Source organism: Brevibacterium zhoupengii (genome assembly GCF_021117425.1).
GTDB classification, from domain to species: domain Bacteria; phylum Actinomycetota; class Actinomycetes; order Actinomycetales; family Brevibacteriaceae; genus Brevibacterium; species Brevibacterium zhoupengii.
The window spans coordinates 1,087,137-1,110,127 of sequence record NZ_CP088298.1 but is presented as its reverse complement, the minus strand read 5'-3'; the positions used below and the strand labels follow the sequence as shown (position 1 = coordinate 1,110,127).

The window sequence follows — 22,991 nt, the reverse complement described above, 5'->3', positions numbered from 1 at the left end:
ACGTGCCGCGCATTTTCGTGGTCGACTGCGCGAAGCGGATGTGTCCGTGTCCTCTCACCATAGGTCTCAGAGTGCGAGGGGACAATAGGTGTGTTGGGTTCGCCGCAGCAGTTCCAGGCTGAAGTCCCACCCCTTAGAGTGTGATGATGACCGCGCGCGTGGACAGTGCCCGACGAATGTCAGTCGAGATCGCTCGATTCGACGATTCTCAGGTCCGCGCGCTCCTCGACGCCGCCGAGACGGTTGCGGTCGGCATCGGAGGAACCACCAAGACGGTTCATATTGCCGGAACCCCGGTTTTTGTGAAGCAGCTGCCGATCACTCGCAGTGAGGAGACAGATCCCTTCGCGACTGACAACAGTGCCGGCCTCCCCTTCGCCTGTCACTACGGGATCGGCAGTCCCTCCTGCGGAGTCGGCCGAGAAGTGGCGGCCCACCAGTTGACCTCCGAGTGGGTTGATTCCGGCGAAGTGGACTTCTTCCCACTCCTTCTTGGGTGCCGAATCGTTGATCTGGAGCCCGACGTCGACCTCAGCGAATTTGACGGTGACGGACCGCCGCAGCAATGGGGAACCTCGTGGCCCCTGGTAGAACGAAGACTCACTGAGATGAAGTCGGCCCGATCAAGCATGGTGCTCTTTCTCGAGTATGTTCCCGAAACCCTTGGTTCTACACTGCACCTCAGCCTAGCCGTGGGCCGCGGAGAGAGCGTCTTCGCTGACGCAGTGGACCAGATCATCGCTGCAGCAGCTTGGATGGAGAAGCAAGGGTTTCACCACTTCGACCTCACAACGGAGGAAGAGTCAGCGCTGACCACTCATTCGGGCTTTGACCGGGATATCGCTCTTATGCACCTGTTCCACTGGGTTCTGTACGAACTCGGGTTCACATCCGGCCCGAAACGATTGGCGCTGCTGCGTGCAGCTGCGACCGATCCGGCAACTCCAGAGTTGGAGCCGGTTTGCGCGGGCCTCGGTGGCACGGGGATCGACCTGATCACCGCAGATGCGAGTGTCGTTGTCCGCATGACAGAGATGTTCACTGTCCTCATGAAGGATGCGTTCGGCGCCAGGTACGACGCTGGCTCTAGTCGGTCTTGAGAACGTTTCGCCGGAGGAGTTCCAGGCTGAAGTCCCACCCGTCAGAGAAGAAGTCGCGTGCCTCGCCTCGGCGGTCGATGGGAATGTCCTCGAAGGTGTGTGTGATAGTCACCTTCGTGTCCCTGCCACGAAGTTCCAGAGCGATCGCAACTCGGTCGATTGGGCCGAAGCGTCCGTTCGTCCGACGACGAATCACGAGGTTGCGCGGCTCGTTGACGGCAGTGATCTCACCGGTGAGCACATAATCATAGGAGTCGTCGTTGTAGCGCTCCTCGTAAGGGCTGCCGACTCTCGGTTCGAAATCGATCTGCACCGTCGGAGGCGGACACCACCATCTGCTGAGTCGCGCCGGGTCAGCCACGTGCCCCCACACCTCGGAGACTGCCGCTTTGACCACCAGCGATCTGGCGAAGCCCCAAACCGGGTCCGATCGGTCAGCACTCATACCGTAACGATTCCCCCGTTGGAAGGCATCGCGCCGTTGAACGTTATGGGTACAGCAGCAGCGTACTCAATGTCGACACTGTCGATCGCTTGGACATGCACATGCGGTTCGGTGCTGTTCCCCGAATTTCCGCACAGCCCGATTTCTTTGCCGATCTCGACATGCTCCCCGATGAGCACTCGAATGCTGCGGCGCTGAAGGTGGCACAACACGACCACGCCACCATCGCATCTGATCATGACGTGGTTGCCGGCGAGCGCAGGCCAACCTGCCTCGGCACGACGTTTCTGAGTCAGCGCGTACCCGATCGACGACATCCCGCGGTACGAGCGATGATCACGCTCAGTGTCATGAGAAGCCACGACAGTTCCAGCGACCGGAGAGAGCACCGGACGGCCGAAGCCGACGAAATTCTCCGGCGGCTCCGGGCGCAGCAAAGAACCGACGGTCAAGGGCGCCGATCGTCCAGAGCCATCGACCGGCACGAAGTCGATTGCGTATGAGGTCGCGAAGAGTGTCGTGCCGTGGCTCGGCACCCGATCGGCCGGACTGTTCTGGACCAGCCATCGGCCAGTGAAGGGGTAGTTCATCTCGAGCACGTCGGTCATCGTTCGTCACCTCGTGGAGTGCCCCGGCCGCACCGAAGCAAACAGGACCATGTCGCGACGCTCACCACCGACCTTGCGATGCCGGCCCTGGAGGCCCTGCTTGCGAACATACCCGGCGCGTTCGGCGGTGCGAATCGATGGGTCATTCCAGGGTTCGATGAAGAGTTCGACGAGGTGCAGACCCGGAACCGTCCATGCGAACTCGGTCAGGGCCGCGAGCGCCTCGGCTGCGTAGCCGCGCCTCCTCGCAAAGGGCGCTATCGCATAGCCGGCACTCGCCCGCCCCTCGTCGAGATCCTTCAGCCAGAGACCACAATGGCCGATTGCGACATCATCAGACCGGCGCGCAATGGTGAACGAAAAGCCTGCCCCTTCAGCATGCCGCTTCTGCTGCCGCCCCACCCAGGCCATGGCCTCCTGCACGGTGGCGTTTCCCGGCAGTGAGCCCGTCTGCGGCACATAGGGATCGGTCGACAGCGACTGCGCCATCGAAGCGTCTCGCGTTTCCACCGTCCGCAGCATAACCTGCCCGTGCGCCGGAGACTCCGCAGGCCAGGGCGGCAGACTCATCCACCCTCGGTGATGGGAACTTCAGCGGCCTTCGGGAACAGAATATTATAGGTGAGTCCCGCGACGGCAGCACCAGCAAGGGGTGCGAGGAAGAACACCCACACCTGGCCGAGCGCATCTCCGCCGGCGAACACCGCAACCCCGAACGAGCGGGCCGGGTTGACCGAGGTGTTCGACACCGGGATGGCGACGAGGTGGATGAGCGTGAGAGACAGGCCGATTGCCAGAGGGGCCATTCCGACCGGGGACCTGTCATCGGTCGCTCCGAGGATGACGTAGAGGAAGATGGCGGTGAGGACGAACTCGGCGATGAGCACACTGATCAAGGAGAACCCGTTCGGGGAGAATTCTCCGTAGCCGTTCGTCGCCAGCCCATCCTTCGCCAGCGAATAGTCCGGATTGCCCGAGGCGATGAGGAGCACGACTCCACCGGCGACGATGCCGGCCACCAGCTGAGTGATCCAGTAGGGCACGGCGTCCTTGACCGGAGTCCTTCCCGCGAGCACACAGCCCAGAGTCACTGCGGGATTGAAGTGCCCACCGGAGACATGTCCGACCGCATAGGCCATGACGACGACAGTGAGGCCGAAGGCCAATGCGACTCCGAGGAATCCGATGCCCATGTTGATGCCGTCATCACCGACGACCTTCGCGGCGAAGACAGCCGCGCCGCAGCCGCCGAAGACGAGTACGAAGGTGCCGAGGAATTCGGCGAAGACCTTTGAGACAAGTGTGGGTTTCTGCTGAACAGCCATGACGATTCATCCCATCTGTGATGTGTGCCACATATCATGCCGTTTCTCATACTACAGTCACATCTCAGCAGATGAACCCAAGTCGTACTGTCGTTTCCTCTCAGCTGGTACGCCGCGGCCTCAACCCAATGGCATAACCATGATCAGGCAGGGAGTCTGCTCATCCCAGAGGTCGGTCTCCTCGAGCGGGAGAAATCCCATCTTCTGGTAGAAGTGTCGGGTCCTATCGTAGTTCGGATCGGGGCTCGAGGCCCCCAGGGTCTTGACCTGCAACAGTGCCGCTCCCCGTGCCCTCGCATCACTTGCGATCGCACGCATCATCGCAGTGCCAACTCCCGTTCCATGCACGGATCTTTCGACGACCGTGAAGTGGATTTCGGCAGAGTGATCGAAATGCCACGACACCAAGGTGACGCCGACGACCTCTCCAGCATCGTCTCGCACCGTCCACGTCTCCATGGTTCGGGCATCATCGACGTACTCAGCATTGGATTCCGGTCTGCCGAACCACTCGGGCACCGTCAGCAGCAGACGATCCACATCATCGGGAACCTGGTCATCTCGGACTGCACTCCATCGTGTCTGCGTCATCTCACCCATGTTAACGAGCGTCCGTCCGGTACCGCCACCGCCACCTCGGCGCCGGTCGACGGTCTTGGTACGCTGACGAACATGAGTGAAGTCGACAGCCCGGTCCTGCGCCTGATTCCCTATCTCGCGGCCATCACGGTGACGATCTTCGCCACATTGGCCGTCACCAGCGGCGATGAGAGCAACCTGCTCATCACACTGGCCACGGCGGCCATCTCCTATTTCGGCACCTACTACATCGCCCGGCTCCTCATCGGTCTCATCGTCCGAGTCACCCGAGGCGAGGGGCACGACGACGAGGACTAGCCTTCATCTTCTGTCCTGGGCAGGCACGACGACCTTGCGGATGATGATCATTCCCGAAGCGGCCACGGGCACTGCGACCACGGCGCCGAGCACTCCGCCCAGGGTGCCGCCGGCGATGGCGGCGATGATGACGAGCGCACCGGGCACATCCACAGCGGCCTTCATGATGCGGGGGCTGAGGAGATAGGCCTCCACCTGCATGTACACGAGGTAGTAGATGGCCGCCGCGATTCCCAGACCGGGCGAGACCATGAGGCATGAGCCGGTGATGATGATGGAGCCGGTGATCGGGCCCACCAGTGGAATGAGTGAGGCGAGGAAGGCGATGAATGCCAGCAGCGCCGGCAGCGGGGCCCCGATGATGGTGAGGAAGACCGCCGAGCACACACCGTTGACGATGCCCAAGGACACCTGGCCGAGAACGTAGCGTCCGATGGAACGGGTGACCTCCTCGGTGACCGATTCGACGGTCTCTCGCGAGCTCGCCGCGACGAGCGAGAGCATGGCCGCCTTGATCGTCGGCATCGTCACCGCGAAATAGATGGTGAGGATGACGACGATGATGACACCAGCGAGGAAACTCAGTATTCCTGCCCCGATGGACACCACGCCACCACCGAGCGAGACCACATTCTTCGGGTCGGCGACCCAATCGCCGATGTTGTTGAAGATTCTGTCGAGGTCGACGGCTCCGGTGAATCTCCGTTCGAGGTCTGCCACCCAGCCCGTGGCCGCGAGGTTCGCGACGATCTCCGGGAGATCGCCGATGAACTGCTGGATCTGGCTGATGACGGCAGGGGCGATGAGCAGCACGGCTCCGGCGACGATGCCGATGAAGGCCAGGACCACGAGGACGACGGCCAGAGACCTGGGCAGCTTGCGCTCAACCAGCCACAGCACGATCGGTTCGAGACCGAGCGCGAGGAACAGAGCCAGACCGATATAGATGAAGACGGTCGCCACGGACTGCAGGGCCGCGATCAGCCCGATTGCCAGTCCCACCCCCAGTGTTCCGGTGAAGCCCACCCGGAATGCGCTGTTGAGAGTGAGGGTCTTCTTCTGCCCTTTGCCCATGATCCCCAGTGTAACCAGCGACCATGCACTTCAGAGCGCGCACGCGTTAGGATCGAGGTCGAGACCTGGCACAAACCTCCAACCGTGTAGAAAGTGGTACGTCGACGATGAGCTCCGAACCGAACAGCATCGATGTCTGGGAGGCCTTCCTCGACCCACAGGGCGAATTCTCGCTGCCCGATTTCTCCGCCGTCACTCCCGCATCGCTGATCGCCGCCGTTCGAGCAGCCACGGACTTCGCCCGGTCCGAGGTCGAGGCCATCATCGCCGATGAGAACGACCCCACGTTCGTGTCGACCACCGTCCGCTTCGAGTCCGCGACCATCCCCATGACCCGGATCTCTGCGGTCGTGTCCTCCGTGGAGTCGAATCATTTCCGTCCTGAGCTGACCGATTCCGTCGCCGAGGTGTGGGATCGCCTGTCCGCGGCCCGGACCCGCATCTTCCTCGACGTCGATCTCTTCCACCGCATCGAGCAGGTTCCGTCCACGGATCTCAACCCCGAGGACAAACGTCAGCAGGAGCTCACGGTCGAGGAGTTCGTGCGTGCAGGAGCCCGCCTCGGCGAGGAAGAACGCGAGCACATGAGTACGATCGCGGCCGAGCTCACGACACTAGGAACCTCATTCTCCCGTGCCCTGCAGAAGGACACCATAGAGCTTGCCGTCCATCTCGACGATAAGGCGCAGCTGGCCGGACTCAGCGAGGACCAGGTCGCGGCCGCCGCCACTCGGGCCGCCGAGCGCGACACCGACGGGTACCTGCTGCCGCTGAACAACTTCACCCAGCAGCTCGTCCTCGAGTCCCTGGAATCGGCTGCGACCCGCAAACAGGTCTTGGACAATTCGACCTCTCGCGGTGCCCGCGGCGGTGAGGGCGATACCCGGACTCAGGTCGCGGACACCACAGCATTGCGCGCGCTGCAGGCGAAGCTGCTGGGATACCCGTCCTACTCGTCGTTCGCCATCGACAATCAGACCGCCGGTGGCCCGGATGCGGCCGCAGACATCGTGTCCTCGCTCATCGCGCCGGCCAACGCACAGTTGGCCGAGGAGCTGGCCCAGGTCAAGGACCAATACGGCCTCACTGATGTCGCGCCCGAGGACGTCAAGCATCGTCTGGCGCAGTACCGGGCCGAGAAGTTCGACATCGATGCCGATGAGGTCGCCAAGTACTTCGAGTTCGACACCGTCCTCAACGAGGGCGTCTTCCGTGCGGCCTCGGGCCTCTACGGAGTCACCTTCGCCCCCCGCGAGGCCGTCTCTGCCTGGCACGAGGATGTGCGGGCCTTCGAGGTCACCGACGCCAACGAACGCACCCTGGGACTCATCCTCCTCGACCCCTACTCCCGGGACACGAAACGCGGCGGCGCATGGATGGGTGAGCTGGTGACAAGTTCACGGCTGACCGGGCACCTGCCCGTGGTCACACTCTCGCTCAACCTGGCCAAGCCCGGCGAAGGTCGCCCGACGCTGCTCAACCCCACCGAACTCAACACCCTCTTCCACGAGTTCGGCCACGTCCTCCACGGCCTGTTCGCGAACTCGACGTACCCGTCGACGGCCGGCACTGCTGTGCCCCGCGACTATGTGGAGTTCCCATCCCAACTCAATGAGATGTGGCGCTTCCACCCGCAGGTCCTCCCCCACTACGCCAAGCACGTGGAGACGGGCGAGGCGATGCCCGAGGCCCTGGTCACCGCTCTCATCGACAGTGAGAAGTTCGGCCAAGGCTTCGACACGACCGAGTACCTGGCCGCGGCCATGCTCGACCTCTCCTGGCATTCGCTGGAGGCCGGTGAGCACATCACCGACGTCCTGTCCTTCGAGTCCGAGGTTCTGACCGCTGCCGGGTTCACCGACCTGGTTCCGCCCCGCTACCGCACCACGTACTTCGGCCACATCTTCGCCTCCGGGTATGCCGCCGGCTACTACTCCTACCTCTACTCGGAGGTCATCGCGGCCTGGGTCAGCGAATGGTTCGAGGCCCAGGGCGGACTCAACCGGGAGGCCGGCGATGCCTTCCGTGAGGCCATCCTGGCCCCCGGCTACTCGATCGACCCGATGAGCGCGATCGAACGCTTCTTCGGCACCCGCCCCGATGTCGCACCCCTGCTGCGCAGGCGCGGACTGGCCGAACCTGTGGAAGAATCGGCGCCCGCCGAAGAACCGGCCGAAGACCCCGCCGAGGTCGATGCCGCCGAGCCGAAGGAGCACCGCAACCATGCGGCGGTCTCCCAGGTCCTCGAGGCCAACGGAATCGAACCACAGATCAGGCTCTTCACCGATGCCACCCCCACAGCAGCCTCGGCGGCGGAGAAGGTCGGCGTGGAGGTCGGAGCGATCGCCAACAGCCTGATCTTCTCTTCCGAGGGCCAACCGGTTCTCATCATGACCTCCGGTCGCCACCGCGTGGACACGGACTTCGTGGCCGGACTCATCGGCGCGGGCTCCCTCGACCGGGCCGATAAGGATCTGGTGCGCACCGCAACGGGACAGGTCATCGGCGGGGTCGCCCCATGCGGGCATCCGCAGGAGATCCCCACGTATGTCGACGTGGCGCTGAAGGACTATCCTGTTCTCTGGGCTGCGGCCGGCACACCGAACTCGATGATGCCGCTGACGTACGAGCAGCTGCTGGCGATCACCGGAGGGAAGGAAATCACTGTTGTCGAAGAAGGTGCCGAAGCCTGAGGGCTCGGAGGAACCGAGCATTGGAGGCCCGGAGGCGCTGAGCGCTGCGGGCAGACTGGCGGCCTTCGCCTCCTCCCGAGGACGCTACTATGCGGTGATTCTGGCCGTGTTCTCCGCGGTGCTCATCATCTCCAACATCTCCGCAACGAAGGTCATCGGCTTCGGACCCATCGTCACCGACGGCGGTGCCTTCCTCTTCCCCATCGCCTACATCCTCGGCGATGTGATCAGCGAGGTCTACGGTTTCAAGGCCGCCCGCAAGGCCGTCATCACCGGTTTCGGACTCCAGATCCTGGCGACGCTCGTGTTCTGGCTCGTCCTCATCTCACCGCCGGGTCCCGGCTATGAGAACCAGGACGCCTTCGCCGCCGTCCTCGGCTTCTACCCGCGCATCGTCGCCGCATCCCTGGTCGGGTACTTCTTCGGCCAGCTCCTGAACTCCTATGTGCTCGTGGCCGTGAAGAAGCGCATGGGCGAACAGAAGCTGTGGGTCCGCCTGCTCACCTCGACCGGGGTCGGCGAGTTCGTCGACACCCTGCTGTTCTGCGTCATCGCCTTCGCCGGGGTCATCCCCGGCCTCGACTTCATCAACTACATCGTCTTCGGCTTCGTCTACAAGGTCGCCGTCGAAGTCATTCTCATGCCCGTGACCTACCGGGTGATCAAACTCGTGAAGAAGCACGAACCCAGCTATGAGCTGCCCGGCGGAAGCGAAGCAGCCTAGCCGCGGTCAGGCCTTCTTGGCGTAGTAGCGGCCCAGCACCTCGGCCTCGAGCTCCGAGAAGCGGCCGTCGATCATCGCCTGCCGGATCTCGGCGACGAGGTTGACGACGAAGTACTCGTTGTGGACGGTGCACAGGGTGGAGAAGAGCATCTCCTTGGCCTTGTACAGGTGCCGCAGGTAGGCCCGCGAGTAGTTCTGGCACGTGTAGCAGGCACAGTCGGGATCCAGCGGCCCGAAGTCTCTGCGGTACTTCGCCCCGGTCAGATTGTAGCGACCGTCGCGGGTGTAGATCGCGGCATTGCGGGCCACCCGTGAGGGCGAGACGCAGTCGAAGGTGTCCGCACCGGTCTTGATCGCCTCGAACAGGTCATCGGGTTCCGAGATGCCCAGCAGGTGGCGGGGCTTGTTCTCCGGCAGCTCCTCGCACACCCAGCGGATGATCGTGCCGAGGTTCTCCTTCTCCAGGGCTCCCCCGATGCCGAAGCCGTCGAAGTCCATCCCACCCAGATCGCGCGCGGCCTTGCGCCGCAGGTCCTCGTACTGCGCACCCTGGAGCACACCGAAGAGCGCCTGGTAGGGCCGGTGCGTGCGCGCTTCGGTCTGGCGCTGGTGCTCCTCGATGCAGCGCAGTGCCCACTGGCGGGTACGCTCCAAGGACAGCACCTGGTAGCCGCGGGTGTTGACCAACGTCGTCAGCTCGTCGAAGGCGAACATGATGTCCGCGCCGAGTTCGTGCTGGACCCGCATGGAGACCTCGGGGGTGAAGCGGTGCATGCTGCCGTCGAGGTGGGATTTGAAGGTCACGCCGTCGTCGTCGACGTTCGACATGCGTTCCTTGCCCACGGCAACGAGGTCATCGTTCTGTTCGCCGGTCGACTCCATCGAGATGACCTTCTTGAACCCCGAGCCCAGGCTCATCACCTGGAATCCGCCCGAGTCCGTGAACGTCGGGCCGGGCCAGTTCATGAACTTACCCAATCCCCCGGCCTCGTCGATGAGGTCAGAGCCCGGTTGCAGGTAGAGGTGGTAGGCGTTGGCGAGCACCGCCTGACCGCCGAGTTCGGCTACCTCGTCGGGGCGCACGGCCTTGACCGTGGCCTTCGTGCCGACCGGAATGAACGCGGGTGTTGCGATGTCACCGTGTGGGGTGTGGATGACGCCGGTGCGGCCACCCTCGTCGAGGCGGGTGCCGACCTCGAACCCGAACCGGGAGCGGTCGTTGATGGGCGCTGTCTCAGATTCTGCGGAGGATTCGATTCGGGTCACCCGACCAGTTTAACTGGGAGCATGAGCCAGACCTTCATCCACCTGCTCCAGGCTGCTGTGCGCTCGGGCGACCCTATCGTCATCGACGGCGGCCTGGGTACCGCGCTCGAGTCCCGCGGCATCGATCTGAGCCACGAGCTGTGGTCGGCAGCCCTGCTCCGGGACTCCCCCGACACCCTCGCCGAGGTGCACGCCGACTTCATCCGCGCCGGTGCCCGGATCGTCACGACCGCCAGCTACCAGGCGACCCCTTTGGGTTTCGAGCGGGCATCGATCCCCGCCGAGGAGGGTCTGCGTCTCATCGCACGCAGCGTTGAGATCGCGGCTGGGGCCGGCGATGCCCTCGTCGCCGGGTCTGTCGGCCCCTTTGGTGCGGCATTGGGCAACGGCGCCGAGTACACGGGCGATTACAGCTTGAGCGACGAGGAGTTCGCGGCCTTCCACCGCCCCCGCATCGAGGCCCTGGTCAGTGCCGGTGCCGACCTGCTGGCCATCGAGACGCAGCCTTCGCTGCCGGAGGCCCGGGTGCTCGCCGGCCTGGCCGATGAGTACGGGATTCCCGCGTGGCTGAGCGTGACCCTGGCTGACCAGGGGGACCTCGCCGATGGTTCTCACATGGCCGACGGGACACCCCTGAGCGACCTCGCCGAGGCTGTTGCCGACTCGAGAATGATCCGCGCACTCGGCGTCAATTGCGTCCGGTCCTCACTCGTGACCCCGGCACTGGCGGCCTTGGCCAGCGCCACGGATCTGCCACTCATCGCCTATCCGAATTCGGGTGAGACCTACGATGCGACGGCGATGGAGTGGCGCGAGGGTGCGGCCTTCGACTCGAGCCCGAGGGCCCTGGCGCCGTGGGTGTCGGCCGGTGCCCGCATCATCGGCGGCTGCTGCCGGACGACACCGGCCGACATCGCCGGCTTGGCCGCGGCTGTGCAGGAACTCAGCCGAGCATCTTCCCCGGGTTGAGGATCCCCATCGGGTCAAGGGCGTCCTTGATCTGCGTGTGCATCAGCCTGGCTCCGGCATCGAGTTCGCGCCCGAGCCACTCGCGCTTGAGGAATCCGACTCCGTGTTCCCCCGTGATCGTCCCACCCAGATCCAGGCCCAGCTGCATGATCGCGGCGAACGCCTCCTGCGCTTGGCTGACCTGAGCCTCGTCTCCGGCGTCGAAGACCACCGAGGGATGCATGTTCCCGTCACCGGCGTGACCGGCCGTGGCGACCTCGACGTCGAAGCGGGCGTCGATGAGCGCCAGGCGTTCGAAGAACTCCCCGAGAGCGGAGCGCGGCACGCACACATCATCGACGAGTTCTCCCCCACCGCGGGTGTGGGCGTACTTCTCCATCGCCGGGGCGACCGCTCGGCGGGCCGCGACGAGCATCTGCGAATCGGCGGGATCGTCGGAGACGAAGACCTCGGTGCCGCCGTTGGACTCCGCGACCAGGCGGAAGGCTTCGAGTTCCTCCATCGCCCCGGCGCCCTTGGCATCGGACTGCACGAGCAGCAGCGCACCGACGTCGTCCGGGAGACCGAAGTCGCCGTAGTCATTGATCATCGCCACGCTGGGACCGTCGATGAACTCCAGCATCGACGGATTCGCTCCCGACCCCATGTACTCGGTGACGGTGCGTCCGGCCGATGCGGTGTCGGGGAAGATTCCCACTGCGGTGATCGGCTGCGTCAGTGCCGGTTTCAGGGCCAGCGTCACCTCGACGATGGTGCCCAATGTGCCTTCGGACCCGACGAACAGGGCCGCCAGGTCGAGACCGGCGACACCCTTGGCCGTTGCGCGGCCCAGCTTCGTCACGGTCCCGTCGGCGAGCACCACGGTCATGGCCCGCACATAGTCCTTGGTCACGCCGTACTTCACGCAGCACATGCCGCCGGCGTTCGTGGCGACGTTGCCGCCGATCGTCGAGATCGCCACCGATCCCGGATCGGGCGGGTAGGCCAGTCCGTGTTCGGCCAGCGCCGTCTTCAGGTCCTTGTTGATGACCCCGGGCTGGACGCGACAGGTCTGATTCACCTCGTCGATCTCGAGGACCTGATCCATCGCTGCGACATTGAGCAGGAGGCCGCCGTCGACGGCGTTCGCGGCACCGGACAGGCCGGTCCGTGCGCCCTGGGTGACGACGGGGATGCGGTGCTGTGTGGCGAAGGCCATCACTGCCACGACGTCATCGACCGTGCGTGCCCGCACCAGGGCCAGGGCCTGACCCGCCGGGCAGAACAGGGCCTTGTCGAAGGCATAGCTGTCGATGACGTCCCGGTCGGTGACCAGGGCGCCGGGGCTCAGCTGAGCCTCCAGGTCCTGGGTCGGAATCTCGGCTGTCACGCTCATGCGGTCCGCGAGGCTGCGAACTTCGTGGCCACTTCGCGCACCCGGTCAAGGGCCTCATCGGGTCCGATGCTGATGCGCACCCCGCCGCTGAGTTTCCGGACGGCCACGGCCTGCGCGGCGCAGGCGGCCTCGAAGTCCTGTGCGTCCTCGTCGGGCAGGCTGACCCACACATAGTTGCCCTGTGAGTCGGTGACGGTGAGTCCCGCATTCCGCAGATCCTCGGCGAACTGGTCACGGGTGGCCGCGACCTCTTTGGCTCGGACGAGGACCTCGTCATTGCGCGACAGTGATTCTGCGGCCGCGGCCTGAGCCGTCGAGGTGACGCTGAAGGGGGCGATGACCTGGCGCAGCGCGGTCGCGATCGTCGGATCGGCGACGCCGAATCCCACGCGCAGGCCAGCCAGGCCATGGGCCTTGGAGAAGGTGCGCGCCAACACCAGATTCGGGAACTTCCGGTAGGCGGCCATCCCATCGACCACCTCGGCGTCGGTGGCGAACTCGAAGTACGCCTCGTCGAGGACGACGATGACCTCGGCTGGAACCTCGGCCATGAAACCGTCGAGCTCGGCGGTCGAGATCGCCAGGCCGGTCGGGTTGTTGGGCGAGCAGAGCAGGATGAGGCGGGTCGTGTCGTCGATGGCAGCGACGAGGCCCGGGAAGTCGTGCCGACCGTCCTCGAGCAGGGGCACGGGGCGCTTTTCGGCACCGCGCGCCGAGGCGAGGATCGGGTACATCTCGAAGGAGGGCCAGGGGTAGACGACCGAGGTGCCGGCTTCGAGGGTGATGTTCGTCAGCGCGGAGAGAATCTCCGAGGCTCCGGCACCGGGCACGATCTCGGAGGCATCGACGCCGAGGTGGGCCGCGATATCGGACACCAGCTTCGTCGACTTGGGGTCAGGATAGTTCGCGGGCACCTGCCCGGGGTCGGTGATCGATGTGAGGACGTCTGGCAACGGTGCCAGGTGATTCTCGTTCGAGGACAGTTTGTACGGTTTCAGACCCGGTGTGGTGGTCGGGGGTTTGCCCGGCACATAGGGCGGGAATTCGGCCAGGGCATCACGAAGCAGGAAGCGATTCGACATGTGCCCATATTTGCACATCCTGTGGCGGGCGACACAAGGCGTCCACGGGCTAAACGTCCGAATGGTCGGAAAATGCGTGTGACTGCGGACGATCGCCGGCTGTGAGGTTGCTCGCACGGGACTCCTGTACGCAGGGGCGGGTTACTGGTTCGCGTGAGGCAAAGAGTAGTCTGTGAGTCGAATACATGTAGTCAGTGACGAAGGATGAGAGTCGAAATGCCCTCAACGCAGGAAAAGGTTGACGTTGTCTTGATCGGCGGCGGCATCATGAGCTCCACTCTTGGTGCCATGCTGACCGAACTTCAGCCCGAATGGGATATCCGGGTCTACGAGAAGCTCGACTATGTCGCCGAGGAGAGCTCCGATCCCTGGAACAACGCCGGCACCGGCCACGCCGCGCTGTGCGAGCTCAACTACACTCCTGAGGACGAGAACGGCCACATCGATCTCGCGAAGGCCTCGCAGATCAATGAGCAGTTCCATCACTCCCGTCAGTACTGGTCGCACCTCGTCGACAACGGCGTCCTGGCAGAACCGAAGTCCTTCATCAACCAGGTCCCTCACATCAGCTACGGCCGTGGTGAGAAGGGACGCGACTACATCAAGAACCGCTACGAGCAGATGGTCCGCAATCCACTGTTCTCCGAAATGGAGTACACCGACGATCCGGACACCCAGGCCGAGTGGCTGCCGCTGATGTTCGAAGGCCGCGGACCCGGTCAGGTCAACGGAATCTCGCGCACGAAGATCGGCACGGACGTCGACTTCGGTTCGCTCTCGCACCAGCTGCTCAACTACGTCGGCGACAAGGGTGCCACCATCCGCACCAGCCACCAGGTCACCGACCTGGAACGCTCCTCCGACGGCTGGGTCGTCACCGTCAAGGACCTGCTCTCCCACGAGACCCACAAGGTCAACGCGAAGTTCGTCTTCAACGGCGCCGGCGGCGGTGCCCTGCCGCTGCTGCAGAAGTCGGGCATCCCCGAGGGCCGCGGCTACGGCGGGTTCCCCGTCTCCGGCATCTTCCTGCGGACCTCGAACCCCGATCTCGTCGCACGCCACCAGGCCAAGGTCTACGGCCAGGCTTCCTTCGGTGCTCCTGCCATGTCGGTGCCTCACCTCGACACCCGTGTCGTCGACGGCAAGGATTACCTGCTCTTCGGTCCCTACGCCGGCTTCTCTCCGAAGTTCCTCAAGGGCGGCCGCTTCACCGATCTGCCCTTCTCGGTGCGCGGAAACAACCTGCCCACGATGCTCAATGTGGCCAAGGACAACACCGACCTCGTCACCTACCTCGTCTCCGAGCTGGCCGCGTCGAAGAAGGCCCGCTTCGAGTCGATGCACGAGTTCATCCCGAACATCGACCCCAGCGACTGGGAGTTCATCCAGGCCGGTCAGCGCGTGCAGGTGATGAAGAAGGATCCCAAGAAGGGTGGAGTGCTCAGCTTCGGCACCGAGCTCATCTCCTCGGCAGACGGCTCGATCGCTACTCTCCTGGGTGCCTCCCCCGGTGCGTCGACGGCAGTGTCGATCATGCTCAACCTGCTCAAGACCTGCTTCCCTCGCCAGTACAGCGCCTGGGAGCCGAAGGTCAAGGACATGGTTCCCTCGCTGGGCCGCAGCCTTGCCGATGACGAGACCCTCCTCAAGGAGCTCTCCGAGTACACGGCTCGCACCCTCAAGCTGATCTGATCGGCTGATAGCTGGCAACCGGCACGAGCTGACAACAGCTGAATACAGAAAGAACGGCGGACCCTGTGGTCCGCCGTTCTTCGTGTCTCAGTGCCTCAGTGTGTCAGCGTTTCACAGCTCGACCTGGCGGTTGACGTCCTTGTAGAGCAGGTAGCGGAAGCGACCCGGTCCACCGGCGTAGCAGGCCTGCGGGCAGAAGGCGCGCATCGAGATGAAGTCACCTTCCTGCACCTCCACCCAGTCGCCGTTGAGTCGATAGACGGCCTTGCCCTCGAGCACGTAGAGACCATGCTCCATCTCATGGGTCTCGGCGAAGGGGATCACAGCTCCGGGCTCGAAGGTCACGATGTTCACGTGCATGTCGTAGGCCAGATTGTCCGGATCCAGGGGACGCGTCGTGCGCCACCGGTTGTCGGTGCCCGGCATCGACGCGGGCTCGACGTCTGCTTCCTGACCGAACTTGGCCTCCGGGGTCAGCCCGGCCACAGGCTGGTAGCGTTTACGCACCCAATGGAAACGTGCCGCCTCGGCGCCGGTGGACTTCACACTCCACGTCGAACCGGCGGGCACGAAACCGTAACCACCCGGGTTCAGGGTGTGGGCCTGGCCCTCGTGGGTGATCTCGAGCGTTCCTGCCATGAGGAAGATGAACCCTTCGACCTCAGCCTGCGGCTCTGGCTTCTCCGAGCCGCCGCCGGGAGCGACCTCGAGGATGGTCTGGGAGAACGTCACCGCTCCCCCGGCGACCGGCTTGCTCAGCACCCACGACCTGGTCCCCGTCCATTCGGGCAGGTTCGAGGTCACGATGTCGCGCATGACGCCGCGCGGGATCACGGTGTACGCCTCGGTGACGATCGCGCGATCGGTGAGCAGGTCCGTCTGCGGCGGGTGCCCGCCGGTGGGCGCGAAGTAGGTGTAGGGGTCGGTCGTCGTCATGGGTGTGGTGTCTCTTTCAGATCGGTGCTGGTCAGTACAAGCCGGTGATGGGCCGCCGAGGTGGCCGGCAGATCACTCGGCCGCGCCGGTGGCGGCGATGTGGTTGAGTGTTGCGATCGACATCTTCGTCCGGCCGGTCACGAATTCCTCGGTGTGGGCGCCGCAGGAGAGCCCACGGCCCAGGTAGCGGGCCAGGGCCCGTGCTGTCGCCGGCTCGTCGAGGACGGCCGAGTCCTCCTGGAACACGTAGTTGCGCAGCCTGGTCGCTGCCCGCTCCGCGCCTTCGCGGTAGAAGCGGAAGGTGGCGAGGAAACGGGTGGGCAGCTGATGCGGGTGCATGTCCCAGCCCTGGTAGATGCCGCGCTTGAGGTGCCTGCGGACCAGTCCGGCATGCAGGCTCCAGGCGCGATGGATCTCCTCGGGCTCACCGAGGGGCATGATGTTCGTGGACCCGTCGGAGAGGTGGACGCCGGTGCCGGCGACCGCGAGCATCATCTGGTTCTTCGCGAAGTCGGCCACCGGGTGATCCATCGCCTGATAGGCGGCGGCGACGCCCATCGAAGCCGAGTAGTCGTAGGTGCCGTAGTGCAGTGAGGTGATGCGCCCTGCTCCTGCGTCGAGGACCGGTGCCAACGGGACGGTGCCGTCGGCGCCGAGGATGAGCTGCGGGGTCTCGACCTGCACCTCGAAGGTGATCGAGCCCTCGGCAAGCCCGTGCTGGGCCTCGAGTGCTCGGCAGGCGAGGACCATGGCGGACACCTGAGCGACGGTGCTCACCTTCGGCAGCGTGAGGACCAACTGCGTCGGCAGGGATCCATGGGCGGCGATCACCTCGGCGAGGAACAGGTCAAGGGTGCGCAGACCACGCGCCCGGGTCTCGGCCTCCATGCATTTGAACCGGATGCCGAAGAACGCCGGCGCACCCGTCTCGTCCAGGCCCGCGATCGCATTGCGTGCGGCTTGGCGGACGCAGTCGTCCTCAGTCGCGTCGCCCCGGTTGCCGAACCCGTCTTCGAAGTCCAGCCGCAGGTCCTCGATCGGTTCGGTGGCCAGCTTCGTAGTGACCGCCTCGGCGAGCATCTCCGCTTCCCGGGCGACCTGGTGCAGGTTGGGCATCGTCTGGCTGTCGGGTGCCACCGTCTCCTTGCGGGAGGCGATGATGACGCGTTCGGCCAGCTGGACCATTCCTCCGTGGGCTTCGACGCAGTCGAGTGCCTGCGCACCCCATTCGCGGGGCAGCGCCGGACTCGACAGATGCCCGGGGACATAGACGGTGTGCACGGGCTGCCGGACGTCACGGTCGCCGGGATAGCGAGTGCTCAGCAGCTCGTCAGTGTCCGCCAGGAGTGAATCGATGTCGGTCAACGTTGATTGATCCAATTTCACATTCTCTTTCGTAGCATCGTTGCGCGGGAGGACTGGTCTCTCCACATTGTCTCTCATAAAACGTCGACCGGCCTCCTGTTTCAGGAGACCGGTCGATGTTCAGGATGAGACTGCCGCAACCGCTGCCGCCACCTTCGTCGCCACCTCTGGGTCGAAGACCGAGGGCACCACGTAGCCGGGGTGGAGTTCCTCCTCCGGGATGCACGAGGCGATCGCGTCCGCTGCGGCGACCATGATGTTCTCGTCGATGTCGGTGGCCTCGGCGTCGAGGAGTCCGCGGAAGATGCCGGGGAAGGCCAGCACATTGTTGATCTGGTTCGGGTAGTCGCTGCGTCCCGTGGCCACGACGGCCGCGTGCTTGAGCGCCTCGGCGGGGTCGACCTCGGGATCCGGGTTGGCCATGGCGAAGACGAGGGCGTCCTTGTTCATCGCCTGGATGTCGGCGCCGTCGAGCACGTTCGGGGCTGAGACGCCGATGAACACGTCCGAGCCGACGACGGCCTCCTTGAGCGTGCCTTCGAAGCCCTCGGGGTTCGTGTTGGCCTGCAGCCACACCTTGTGCTCGGTGTCGACGGTCGAGTTCGGTCCGATCGCGCCGTTGCGCCCGCAGGCGATGATGTTCTTCGCCCCGGCGACCTGGAGCAGGCGGATGATCGCGTTGCCGGCAGCGCCGACGCCGGAGACGACGATGCGCTGGTCTTCGAGCTTGCGGCCCACGACTTTGAGAGCGTTCTTCAGCGCGGCCAACGTGACGATGCCGGTGCCGTGCTGATCGTCATGGAAGACCGGGATGTCGAGCTCTTCGCGGAGTCTGGCCTCGATCTCGAAGCAGCGCGGTGCCGAGATGTCCTCGAGGTTGATGCCGCCGTAGGCAGGGGCGATGGCCTTGCAGATCGAGATGATCTCCTCGGTGTCCTTCGTGTCCAGGGCCACGGGCCAGGCGTCGACGCCTGCGAACTGCTTGAACAGGACGGCTTTGCCCTCCATCACGGGCATCGCGGCTTCGGGTCCGATGTCGCCGAGGCCGAGGACCGCGGTGCCGTCGGTGACCACGGCGACGGTGTTGCGCTTGATCGTCAGCCGTCGGGCGTCGGCCTTGTTCTCCGCGATGGCCATGCACACACGCGCCACACCCGGGGTGTAGGCACGGGAGAGGTCGTCACGGTTGCGCAGGGGCACCTTGGGGGTGGATTCGAGCTTGCCGCCGAGGTGGAGCAGGAAGGTGCGGTCCGAGACCTTGTGGACCTCGACGCCGTCGAGCGTGCCGAGCGCGGCGGCCACCTCGTCGGCGTGGGCGACATCGCGGGTATCGGCGCTGACGTCGATCATCACCGTATGTGGGGTAGATTCGACGACGTCGAGGGCCGTGATCGCGGCACCGGTGGCAGCGGCGGCGGCCACGAGATCGGACGTCGATGTCCGACCGACTGCGGTCTCCACGCGAAGAGTGATTGAGTATCCGGGGCTTGGAACAGCCATGGGAGTTATCCTCTCTGATAAGTCTTTTCCGTATTACGGATATTATCTTCTGTATAGTGGAAAATCTAGCCAGAATGCCCTGTAGCGGAAACTTTCTTCCATTTCGGGACTAGACTGAGGGACAGTTTCGCTGAGCGATCTCCTGTTCGGCGATCAGCGCTTTCAGCCGGCGGCACTCAGCGTCGAGCCTGTCCGGCACATCCGCGAACACGATTTTGAATGGACGAGGAAGAGGAACTGGGATGACCAGCAATGACACAAAGGCACCCGCGATCCGGCAGACGAAGGGCGGCGTCCAATCCGTCGAGCGCGCCTTCGGACTTCTCGAATGCATCGCGAACTCCTCGGGGTCGGCAACCTTGAGCCACATCGCCGCCGAGGTCAGCCTCCCCCTGCCGACGATCCACCGCCTGCTCAACACTCTGGTCAACCTCGGCGTGGTGCGTCAGCTGCCCAACCGCGGGTATGCGCTGGGACCGGGCCTCATTCGCCTCGGCAACCTCGCCGGCGCCCAACTGGGTGCCATCGCCCGTCCCTACCTGCGGACCCTCGTGGACGAACTCGGCGAGTCCGCGAACGTCGCGACCATCGACGGCGACATGGTCGTCTACGTCGACCAGGTGGCCTCGCAGCATCAGATGCGCATGTTCACCGAGGTGGGCCGCCGTGCCCATATGCACGACACCGGAGTGGGCAAGGCGATGCTCGCCGGCCTCGATTCCGAGCAGGTGCGTCATATCGTGACGACCGCGGGCATGCCCACCCCCACGCAGTACAGCATCGGCACCCTCGACGACCTCGAAACCGAACTCGAGCGAATCCGCGACCGCGGGTACTCGATCGATGAGCAGGAGCAGGAGCTGGGTGTGCGGTGCTTCGCGATGTCGATCCCCGAAGCTCCGGCTCCCCTGGCGATCTCCGTGTCCGGGCCCATCAGCCGCGTCGACAAGGCCTTCTCAGATCGGGCCATCCCGCTGCTGCGCTCGGCCGCCGAGGCGATCTCGGAAGACATGCGCCGCGGCGCCTGAGGGCTGCCCGCGGGCCCTCAGCCCACTCTAGACACTGATAAACGGGTGGCGTGTCGAGAAACGTAGTTGCACACGTTTCTCGACACGCCATCCGTTTGTCGCCGGGACGGCCTAACTCAGGAATCGCCTCCGGCGGTGCCTGAGGTTCCTGCGTTGACCTCGTTCAGGCGGTACTTCTTCGCTGCCTCAACCGGCACCGAGCGGGCGATCTCGCCGCGGTCGGCCAGCAGCTGCAGGGTCCGGACGACCATCGAGTGGGCATCGATCTTAAAGTGGCGCCTGGCAGCAGCACGCGTGTCGGAGAACCCGAAGCCATCGGCACCCAAAGTCGCGAAGTCCTGCTTAAGGAACGGCCGGATGAGGTCCGGCTGAGTGGAGTCGAAGTCACTCGTGGCCACGATCGGCCCCGCCTCGGCGCCCAGACGCTCACGCACATAGGGGGTACGCGGCTCGGCCTCGAAGTTCTCGAGCTTCTCGGCCTCGCACTTCAGCGCGTCGCGGCGCAGCTCGGCCCAAGAGGTGACCGACCAGACCGCTGCCTCCACTCCCCATTCCTGGGCCAGCAGACCACGGGCCTCCAGGGCCCACGGGACTGCGACTCCCGACGCGAGCAGCTGAGCCTGCGGACGATCCCCGGCCCCCGCCTCGGCGCCGGTGCCGGCTTCTGCCACGCGATGGATTCCACGCAGGATCCCATCGACGTCGACATTCTCCGGTTCGGCAGGCTGGAGCATCGGCTCGTTGTACACGGTCAGGTAGTACATGACGTTGCGGGCGTCGTCGCCGAGGTCGTGCTCGCCGTACATGCGATGCAGGCCATCGCGCATGATGTGCCCGATCTCGTAGCCGTAGGCCGGGTCGTAGATCCGCACGGCCGGGTTGGTCGCTGCCAGCACCGGCGAGTGGCCGTCGGCGTGCTGCAGGCCCTCACCGGTCAGCGTCGTGCGTCCGGCGGTGGCGCCGATGATGAACCCGCGGGTCATCTGATCACCGGCGGCCCAGAAGGCGTCACCGGTGCGCTGGAACCCGAACATCGAGTAGAAGACGTAGATCGGGATCATCGGCTCACCGTGCGTCGAGTACGCGGTGCCGGCGGCCGTGAACCCTGCCGCAGCACCAGCCTCGTTGATGCCGACGTGGAGCAGCTGACCCGAGGTCGCCTCCTTGTAGGACAGGAACAGCTCGCGGTCGACAGCGAGGTAGTTCTGCCCGTTCGGGTTGTAGATCTTCGCCGTCGGGAAGAACGCGTCGATGCCGAAGGTGCGCGCCTCATCAGGGATGATGGGCACGATCCGGTTGCCGATGCCCTTCTCACGCATGAGGTCCTTGAGCAGGCGGACGAAGGCCATCGTGGTCGCGGCCTGCTGCTGGCCCGAGCCCTTCTTCGTCTGCGAGAAGGCCTTGTCGGAGACCGCGGGCAGGGTCTTCTTGCTGTTCTCGGGCTTCCGGTTGGGCAGGAACCCGCCGAGTGACTTCCGCTTCTCCAGCATGTACTGGACTTCTTCAGCGTCGTTGCCCGGGTGGTAGTAGGGCACCGCGTAGGGGTCTTCGTCGATGACCTTGTCGGTGATCGGAATGTCCATCCGGTCGCGGAAGGCCTTGACGTCGGCGGCGGTGAACTTCTTCATCTGGTGGGTGGCGTTGCGCGACTCGAAGGTCGTGCCCAGGCCATAGCCCTTGACCGTCTGGACGAGGATGACCGTCGGCTTGCCGGTCGTGTTCACTGCCTGCTGGTAGGCGGCGAAGACCTTGTGGTAATCGTGGCCACCGCGCTTGAGGTTCCAGATCTCATCGTCGGACAGGTGCTCGACGAGACCCTTCGTCTCCGGCGAGCGGCCGAAGAAGTTGTCGCGGATGAAGCCGCCGGACTCGGCCTTGAAGGTCTGGTAGTCACCGTCGAGGGTCTCGTTCATGATCCGGACCAGCTCGCCGGTGTGGTCGGCGTCGAGCAGGGAGTCCCATTCGCGACCCCACAGCACCTTGATGACGTTCCAACCGGCACCGGTGAAGACCGCTTCGAGTTCCTGCACGATCTTGCCGTTGCCGCGCACGGGTCCGTCGAGTCGCTGCAGGTTGCAGTTGATGACGTAGGTGAGGTTGTCCAGGCCCTCGTTGGCGGCCAGCTGGAGTGCACCACGTGATTCCGGCTCGTCCATCTCACCGTCGCCGAGGAAGGCCCAGACGCGCTGGTCGGAGGTGTCCTTGATGCCGCGGTTGTGCAGATAGCGGTTCATCTGCGCCTGGTAGATCGAGTTGATCGGGCCCAGCCCCATCGACACGGTCGGGAACTGCCAGAAGTCGGGCATCAGGCGCGGGTGCGGGTAGGAGCTCAGGCCATTGGGCGCCTTCGAGGCCTCCTGCCGGAAGCCGTCGAGCTGCTTGTCACTCAGGCGGTTCTCGAGGTAGGCCCGGGCGTACATGCCGGGTGAGGCGTGGCCCTGGAAGAAGACCTGATCGCCTCCGCCGGGGTGGTTCTGGCCGCGGAAGAAGTTGTTGAACCCGATCTCGTAGAGGGTCGCAGCACCGGCGTAGGTCGAGATGTGTCCGCCGACGGAGATCTCGGGACGCTGGGCCCGGTGAACGAGCATCGCGGCGTTCCAGCGCAGCCATTTGCGGTACTTGCGCTCGAGGCGCTCATCGCCCGGGTACGCAGGTTCCTGATCGGCCGGGATCGTGTTCACGTAGTCCGTGGTCGTGACCTTGGGCTGGGCCACCGAGTTCGATGCGGCACGGCGGCGCAGGGCCTCCATGATCTCGGCCGCACGCAGGGTTCCACGCTGGTTGACAAGCCCCTCCCAGGACTCGAGCCACTCGTCGATCTCTTCGTCACCGGTTCCCCTCGGGATCGCCGAGGTTGTGTCCTGGGTCATAGTTCTCCCTCTCAAACACGTCAGGCCCACGGGAAGGTGTTT

The 22,991-nt window shown here is 64.7% G+C and carries 20 protein-coding genes; 7 read left to right on the top strand and 13 right to left on the bottom strand.

The annotated features are described in order from the left end of the window. Positions 1-176 precede the first annotated feature (176 nt). Complete coding sequence (locus tag LQ788_RS04930) at positions 177-1,100, top strand: hypothetical protein (RefSeq protein WP_231445647.1); 924 nt, start codon at positions 177-179, stop codon at positions 1,098-1,100. On the opposite strand, the gene LQ788_RS04925 is transcribed toward LQ788_RS04930, so the two are convergent. The 5 genes from LQ788_RS04925 to LQ788_RS04905 all read right to left on the bottom strand — a co-directional run bounded on the left by LQ788_RS04925 (position 1,087) and on the right by LQ788_RS04905 (position 4,069). After that, a complete protein-coding gene (locus LQ788_RS04925; protein WP_231445646.1) occupies positions 1,087-1,545 on the bottom strand; it encodes an SRPBCC family protein in 459 nt (152 codons plus the stop codon). The genes LQ788_RS04930 and LQ788_RS04925 overlap by 14 nt on opposite strands. Further along, positions 1,542-2,153: a M23 family metallopeptidase gene (locus LQ788_RS04920; RefSeq protein ID WP_231445645.1), complete on the bottom strand. Its 612-nt coding sequence runs from the start codon at positions 2,151-2,153 to the stop codon at positions 1,542-1,544. Before LQ788_RS04920 ends, LQ788_RS04925 begins: the two co-directional genes overlap by 4 nt. A 6-nt stretch (positions 2,154-2,159) precedes the next feature. Further along, on the bottom strand, positions 2,160-2,675 hold the full coding sequence (locus tag LQ788_RS04915; protein WP_262908350.1) for a GNAT family N-acetyltransferase: 516 nt from the start codon (positions 2,673-2,675) through the stop codon (positions 2,160-2,162). A gap of 44 nt (positions 2,676-2,719) precedes the next feature. Continuing rightward, the gene (gene aqpZ / locus LQ788_RS04910; RefSeq protein ID WP_231445643.1) at positions 2,720-3,478 is read right to left on the bottom strand and encodes an aquaporin Z; all 759 of its coding nucleotides are present in this window, start codon (positions 3,476-3,478) and stop codon (positions 2,720-2,722) included. A gap of 120 nt (positions 3,479-3,598) precedes the next feature. Next, the gene (locus LQ788_RS04905) at positions 3,599-4,069 is read right to left on the bottom strand and encodes a GNAT family N-acetyltransferase (RefSeq protein WP_231445642.1); all 471 of its coding nucleotides are present in this window, start codon (positions 4,067-4,069) and stop codon (positions 3,599-3,601) included. An 81-nt stretch (positions 4,070-4,150) separates the two neighbouring features. Between LQ788_RS04905 and LQ788_RS04900 the strand changes: the two genes are divergently transcribed. After that, positions 4,151-4,375, top strand: coding sequence for a hypothetical protein (locus LQ788_RS04900; RefSeq protein ID WP_231445641.1), 225 nt, complete (start codon positions 4,151-4,153; stop codon positions 4,373-4,375). Positions 4,376-4,378: 3 nt separating this feature from the next. Here the strand turns inward: LQ788_RS04900 and LQ788_RS04895 are convergent, their stop codons facing one another. Next, positions 4,379-5,449, bottom strand: coding sequence for an AI-2E family transporter (locus LQ788_RS04895; RefSeq protein WP_231445640.1), 1,071 nt, complete (start codon positions 5,447-5,449; stop codon positions 4,379-4,381). A 107-nt stretch (positions 5,450-5,556) separates the two neighbouring features. Between LQ788_RS04895 and LQ788_RS04890 the strand changes: the two genes are divergently transcribed. After that, positions 5,557-8,142, top strand: a complete 2,586-nt coding sequence (locus LQ788_RS04890) for a M3 family metallopeptidase (protein WP_231445639.1) — start codon at positions 5,557-5,559, stop codon at positions 8,140-8,142. After that, the gene (locus LQ788_RS04885) at positions 8,117-8,866 is read left to right on the top strand and encodes a queuosine precursor transporter (RefSeq protein WP_231445637.1); all 750 of its coding nucleotides are present in this window, start codon (positions 8,117-8,119) and stop codon (positions 8,864-8,866) included. Before LQ788_RS04890 ends, LQ788_RS04885 begins: the two co-directional genes overlap by 26 nt. A 6-nt stretch (positions 8,867-8,872) precedes the next feature. Here the strand turns inward: LQ788_RS04885 and tgt are convergent, their stop codons facing one another. Further along, positions 8,873-10,132 carry a tRNA guanosine(34) transglycosylase Tgt gene (gene tgt, locus LQ788_RS04880; RefSeq protein WP_231445635.1) on the bottom strand — a complete coding sequence of 420 codons (1,260 nt, stop codon included), beginning with the start codon at positions 10,130-10,132 and terminating at the stop codon, positions 8,873-8,875. Positions 10,133-10,153: 21 nt separating this feature from the next. Here tgt and mmuM point away from each other — a divergent pair, with 21 nt between their 5' ends. After that, positions 10,154-11,101, top strand: coding sequence for a homocysteine S-methyltransferase (gene mmuM / locus LQ788_RS04875; protein WP_231445633.1), 948 nt, complete (start codon positions 10,154-10,156; stop codon positions 11,099-11,101). On the opposite strand, the gene LQ788_RS04870 is transcribed toward mmuM, so the two are convergent. Together LQ788_RS04870 and LQ788_RS04865 are read right to left on the bottom strand one after the other, a co-directional pair. Then, on the bottom strand, positions 11,076-12,476 hold the full coding sequence (locus LQ788_RS04870; protein WP_231445631.1) for an FAD-binding oxidoreductase: 1,401 nt from the start codon (positions 12,474-12,476) through the stop codon (positions 11,076-11,078). The genes mmuM and LQ788_RS04870 overlap by 26 nt on opposite strands. Then, the gene (locus LQ788_RS04865) at positions 12,473-13,558 is read right to left on the bottom strand and encodes an aminotransferase class I/II-fold pyridoxal phosphate-dependent enzyme (protein ID WP_231445629.1); all 1,086 of its coding nucleotides are present in this window, start codon (positions 13,556-13,558) and stop codon (positions 12,473-12,475) included. Before LQ788_RS04865 ends, LQ788_RS04870 begins: the two co-directional genes overlap by 4 nt. Positions 13,559-13,774: 216 nt before the next feature. Between LQ788_RS04865 and LQ788_RS04860 the strand changes: the two genes are divergently transcribed. After that, on the top strand, positions 13,775-15,250 hold the full coding sequence (locus LQ788_RS04860; protein ID WP_231445627.1) for a malate:quinone oxidoreductase: 1,476 nt from the start codon (positions 13,775-13,777) through the stop codon (positions 15,248-15,250). A gap of 111 nt (positions 15,251-15,361) precedes the next feature. Here LQ788_RS04860 and LQ788_RS04855 read toward each other — a convergent pair whose 3' ends face one another. The 3 genes from LQ788_RS04855 to LQ788_RS04845 form a co-directional block, all read right to left on the bottom strand. Then, entirely contained in the window at positions 15,362-16,186 is an 825-nt protein-coding gene (locus LQ788_RS04855; protein WP_231445626.1) for a bifunctional allantoicase/(S)-ureidoglycine aminohydrolase, read from the bottom strand. Positions 16,187-16,258: 72 nt separating this feature from the next. Further along, positions 16,259-17,566, bottom strand: a complete 1,308-nt coding sequence (locus tag LQ788_RS04850; RefSeq protein WP_231447331.1) for a DUF6986 family protein — start codon at positions 17,564-17,566, stop codon at positions 16,259-16,261. A gap of 105 nt (positions 17,567-17,671) precedes the next feature. Beyond that, positions 17,672-19,051 carry an NAD-dependent malic enzyme gene (locus tag LQ788_RS04845; RefSeq protein WP_231445625.1) on the bottom strand — a complete coding sequence of 460 codons (1,380 nt, stop codon included), beginning with the start codon at positions 19,049-19,051 and terminating at the stop codon, positions 17,672-17,674. Between the two features lie 242 nt (positions 19,052-19,293). Between LQ788_RS04845 and LQ788_RS04840 the strand changes: the two genes are divergently transcribed. Further along, positions 19,294-20,079 (top strand): IclR family transcriptional regulator, encoded by a 786-nt coding sequence (locus LQ788_RS04840; protein ID WP_231445624.1) that lies wholly within the window; start codon positions 19,294-19,296, stop codon positions 20,077-20,079. Positions 20,080-20,195: 116 nt separating this feature from the next. Here LQ788_RS04840 and aceE read toward each other — a convergent pair whose 3' ends face one another. After that, positions 20,196-22,949, bottom strand: a complete 2,754-nt coding sequence (gene aceE, locus LQ788_RS04835) for a pyruvate dehydrogenase (acetyl-transferring), homodimeric type (RefSeq protein WP_231445623.1) — start codon at positions 22,947-22,949, stop codon at positions 20,196-20,198. Positions 22,950-22,991: the final 42 nt, after the last annotated feature.

Excerpts from the sequence above, each read along its gene's own strand:
- LQ788_RS04930 (WP_231445647.1), top strand. The coding sequence starts at position 177 with ATGTCAGTCGAGATCGCTCGATTCGACGATTCTCAGGTCCGCGCGCTC.
- LQ788_RS04925 (WP_231445646.1), bottom strand. The coding sequence starts at position 1,545 with ATGAGTGCTGACCGATCGGACCCGGTTTGGGGCTTCGCCAGATCGCTG.
- LQ788_RS04920 (WP_231445645.1), bottom strand. The coding sequence starts at position 2,153 with ATGACCGACGTGCTCGAGATGAACTACCCCTTCACTGGCCGATGGCTG.
- LQ788_RS04915 (WP_262908350.1), bottom strand. The coding sequence starts at position 2,675 with ATGCTGCGGACGGTGGAAACGCGAGACGCTTCGATGGCGCAGTCGCTG.
- aqpZ (WP_231445643.1), bottom strand. The coding sequence starts at position 3,478 with ATGGCTGTTCAGCAGAAACCCACACTTGTCTCAAAGGTCTTCGCCGAA.
- LQ788_RS04905 (WP_231445642.1), bottom strand. The coding sequence starts at position 4,069 with ATGACGCAGACACGATGGAGTGCAGTCCGAGATGACCAGGTTCCCGAT.
- LQ788_RS04900 (WP_231445641.1), top strand. The coding sequence starts at position 4,151 with ATGAGTGAAGTCGACAGCCCGGTCCTGCGCCTGATTCCCTATCTCGCG.
- LQ788_RS04895 (WP_231445640.1), bottom strand. The coding sequence starts at position 5,449 with ATGGGCAAAGGGCAGAAGAAGACCCTCACTCTCAACAGCGCATTCCGG.
- LQ788_RS04890 (WP_231445639.1), top strand. The coding sequence starts at position 5,557 with ATGAGCTCCGAACCGAACAGCATCGATGTCTGGGAGGCCTTCCTCGAC.
- mmuM (WP_231445633.1), top strand. The coding sequence starts at position 10,154 with ATGAGCCAGACCTTCATCCACCTGCTCCAGGCTGCTGTGCGCTCGGGC.
- LQ788_RS04870 (WP_231445631.1), bottom strand. The coding sequence starts at position 12,476 with ATGAGCGTGACAGCCGAGATTCCGACCCAGGACCTGGAGGCTCAGCTG.
- LQ788_RS04865 (WP_231445629.1), bottom strand. The coding sequence starts at position 13,558 with ATGTCGAATCGCTTCCTGCTTCGTGATGCCCTGGCCGAATTCCCGCCC.
- LQ788_RS04860 (WP_231445627.1), top strand. The coding sequence starts at position 13,775 with ATGCCCTCAACGCAGGAAAAGGTTGACGTTGTCTTGATCGGCGGCGGC.
- LQ788_RS04855 (WP_231445626.1), bottom strand. The coding sequence starts at position 16,186 with ATGACGACGACCGACCCCTACACCTACTTCGCGCCCACCGGCGGGCAC.
- LQ788_RS04845 (WP_231445625.1), bottom strand. The coding sequence starts at position 19,051 with ATGGCTGTTCCAAGCCCCGGATACTCAATCACTCTTCGCGTGGAGACC.
- LQ788_RS04840 (WP_231445624.1), top strand. The coding sequence starts at position 19,294 with ATGACCAGCAATGACACAAAGGCACCCGCGATCCGGCAGACGAAGGGC.
- aceE (WP_231445623.1), bottom strand. The coding sequence starts at position 22,949 with ATGACCCAGGACACAACCTCGGCGATCCCGAGGGGAACCGGTGACGAA.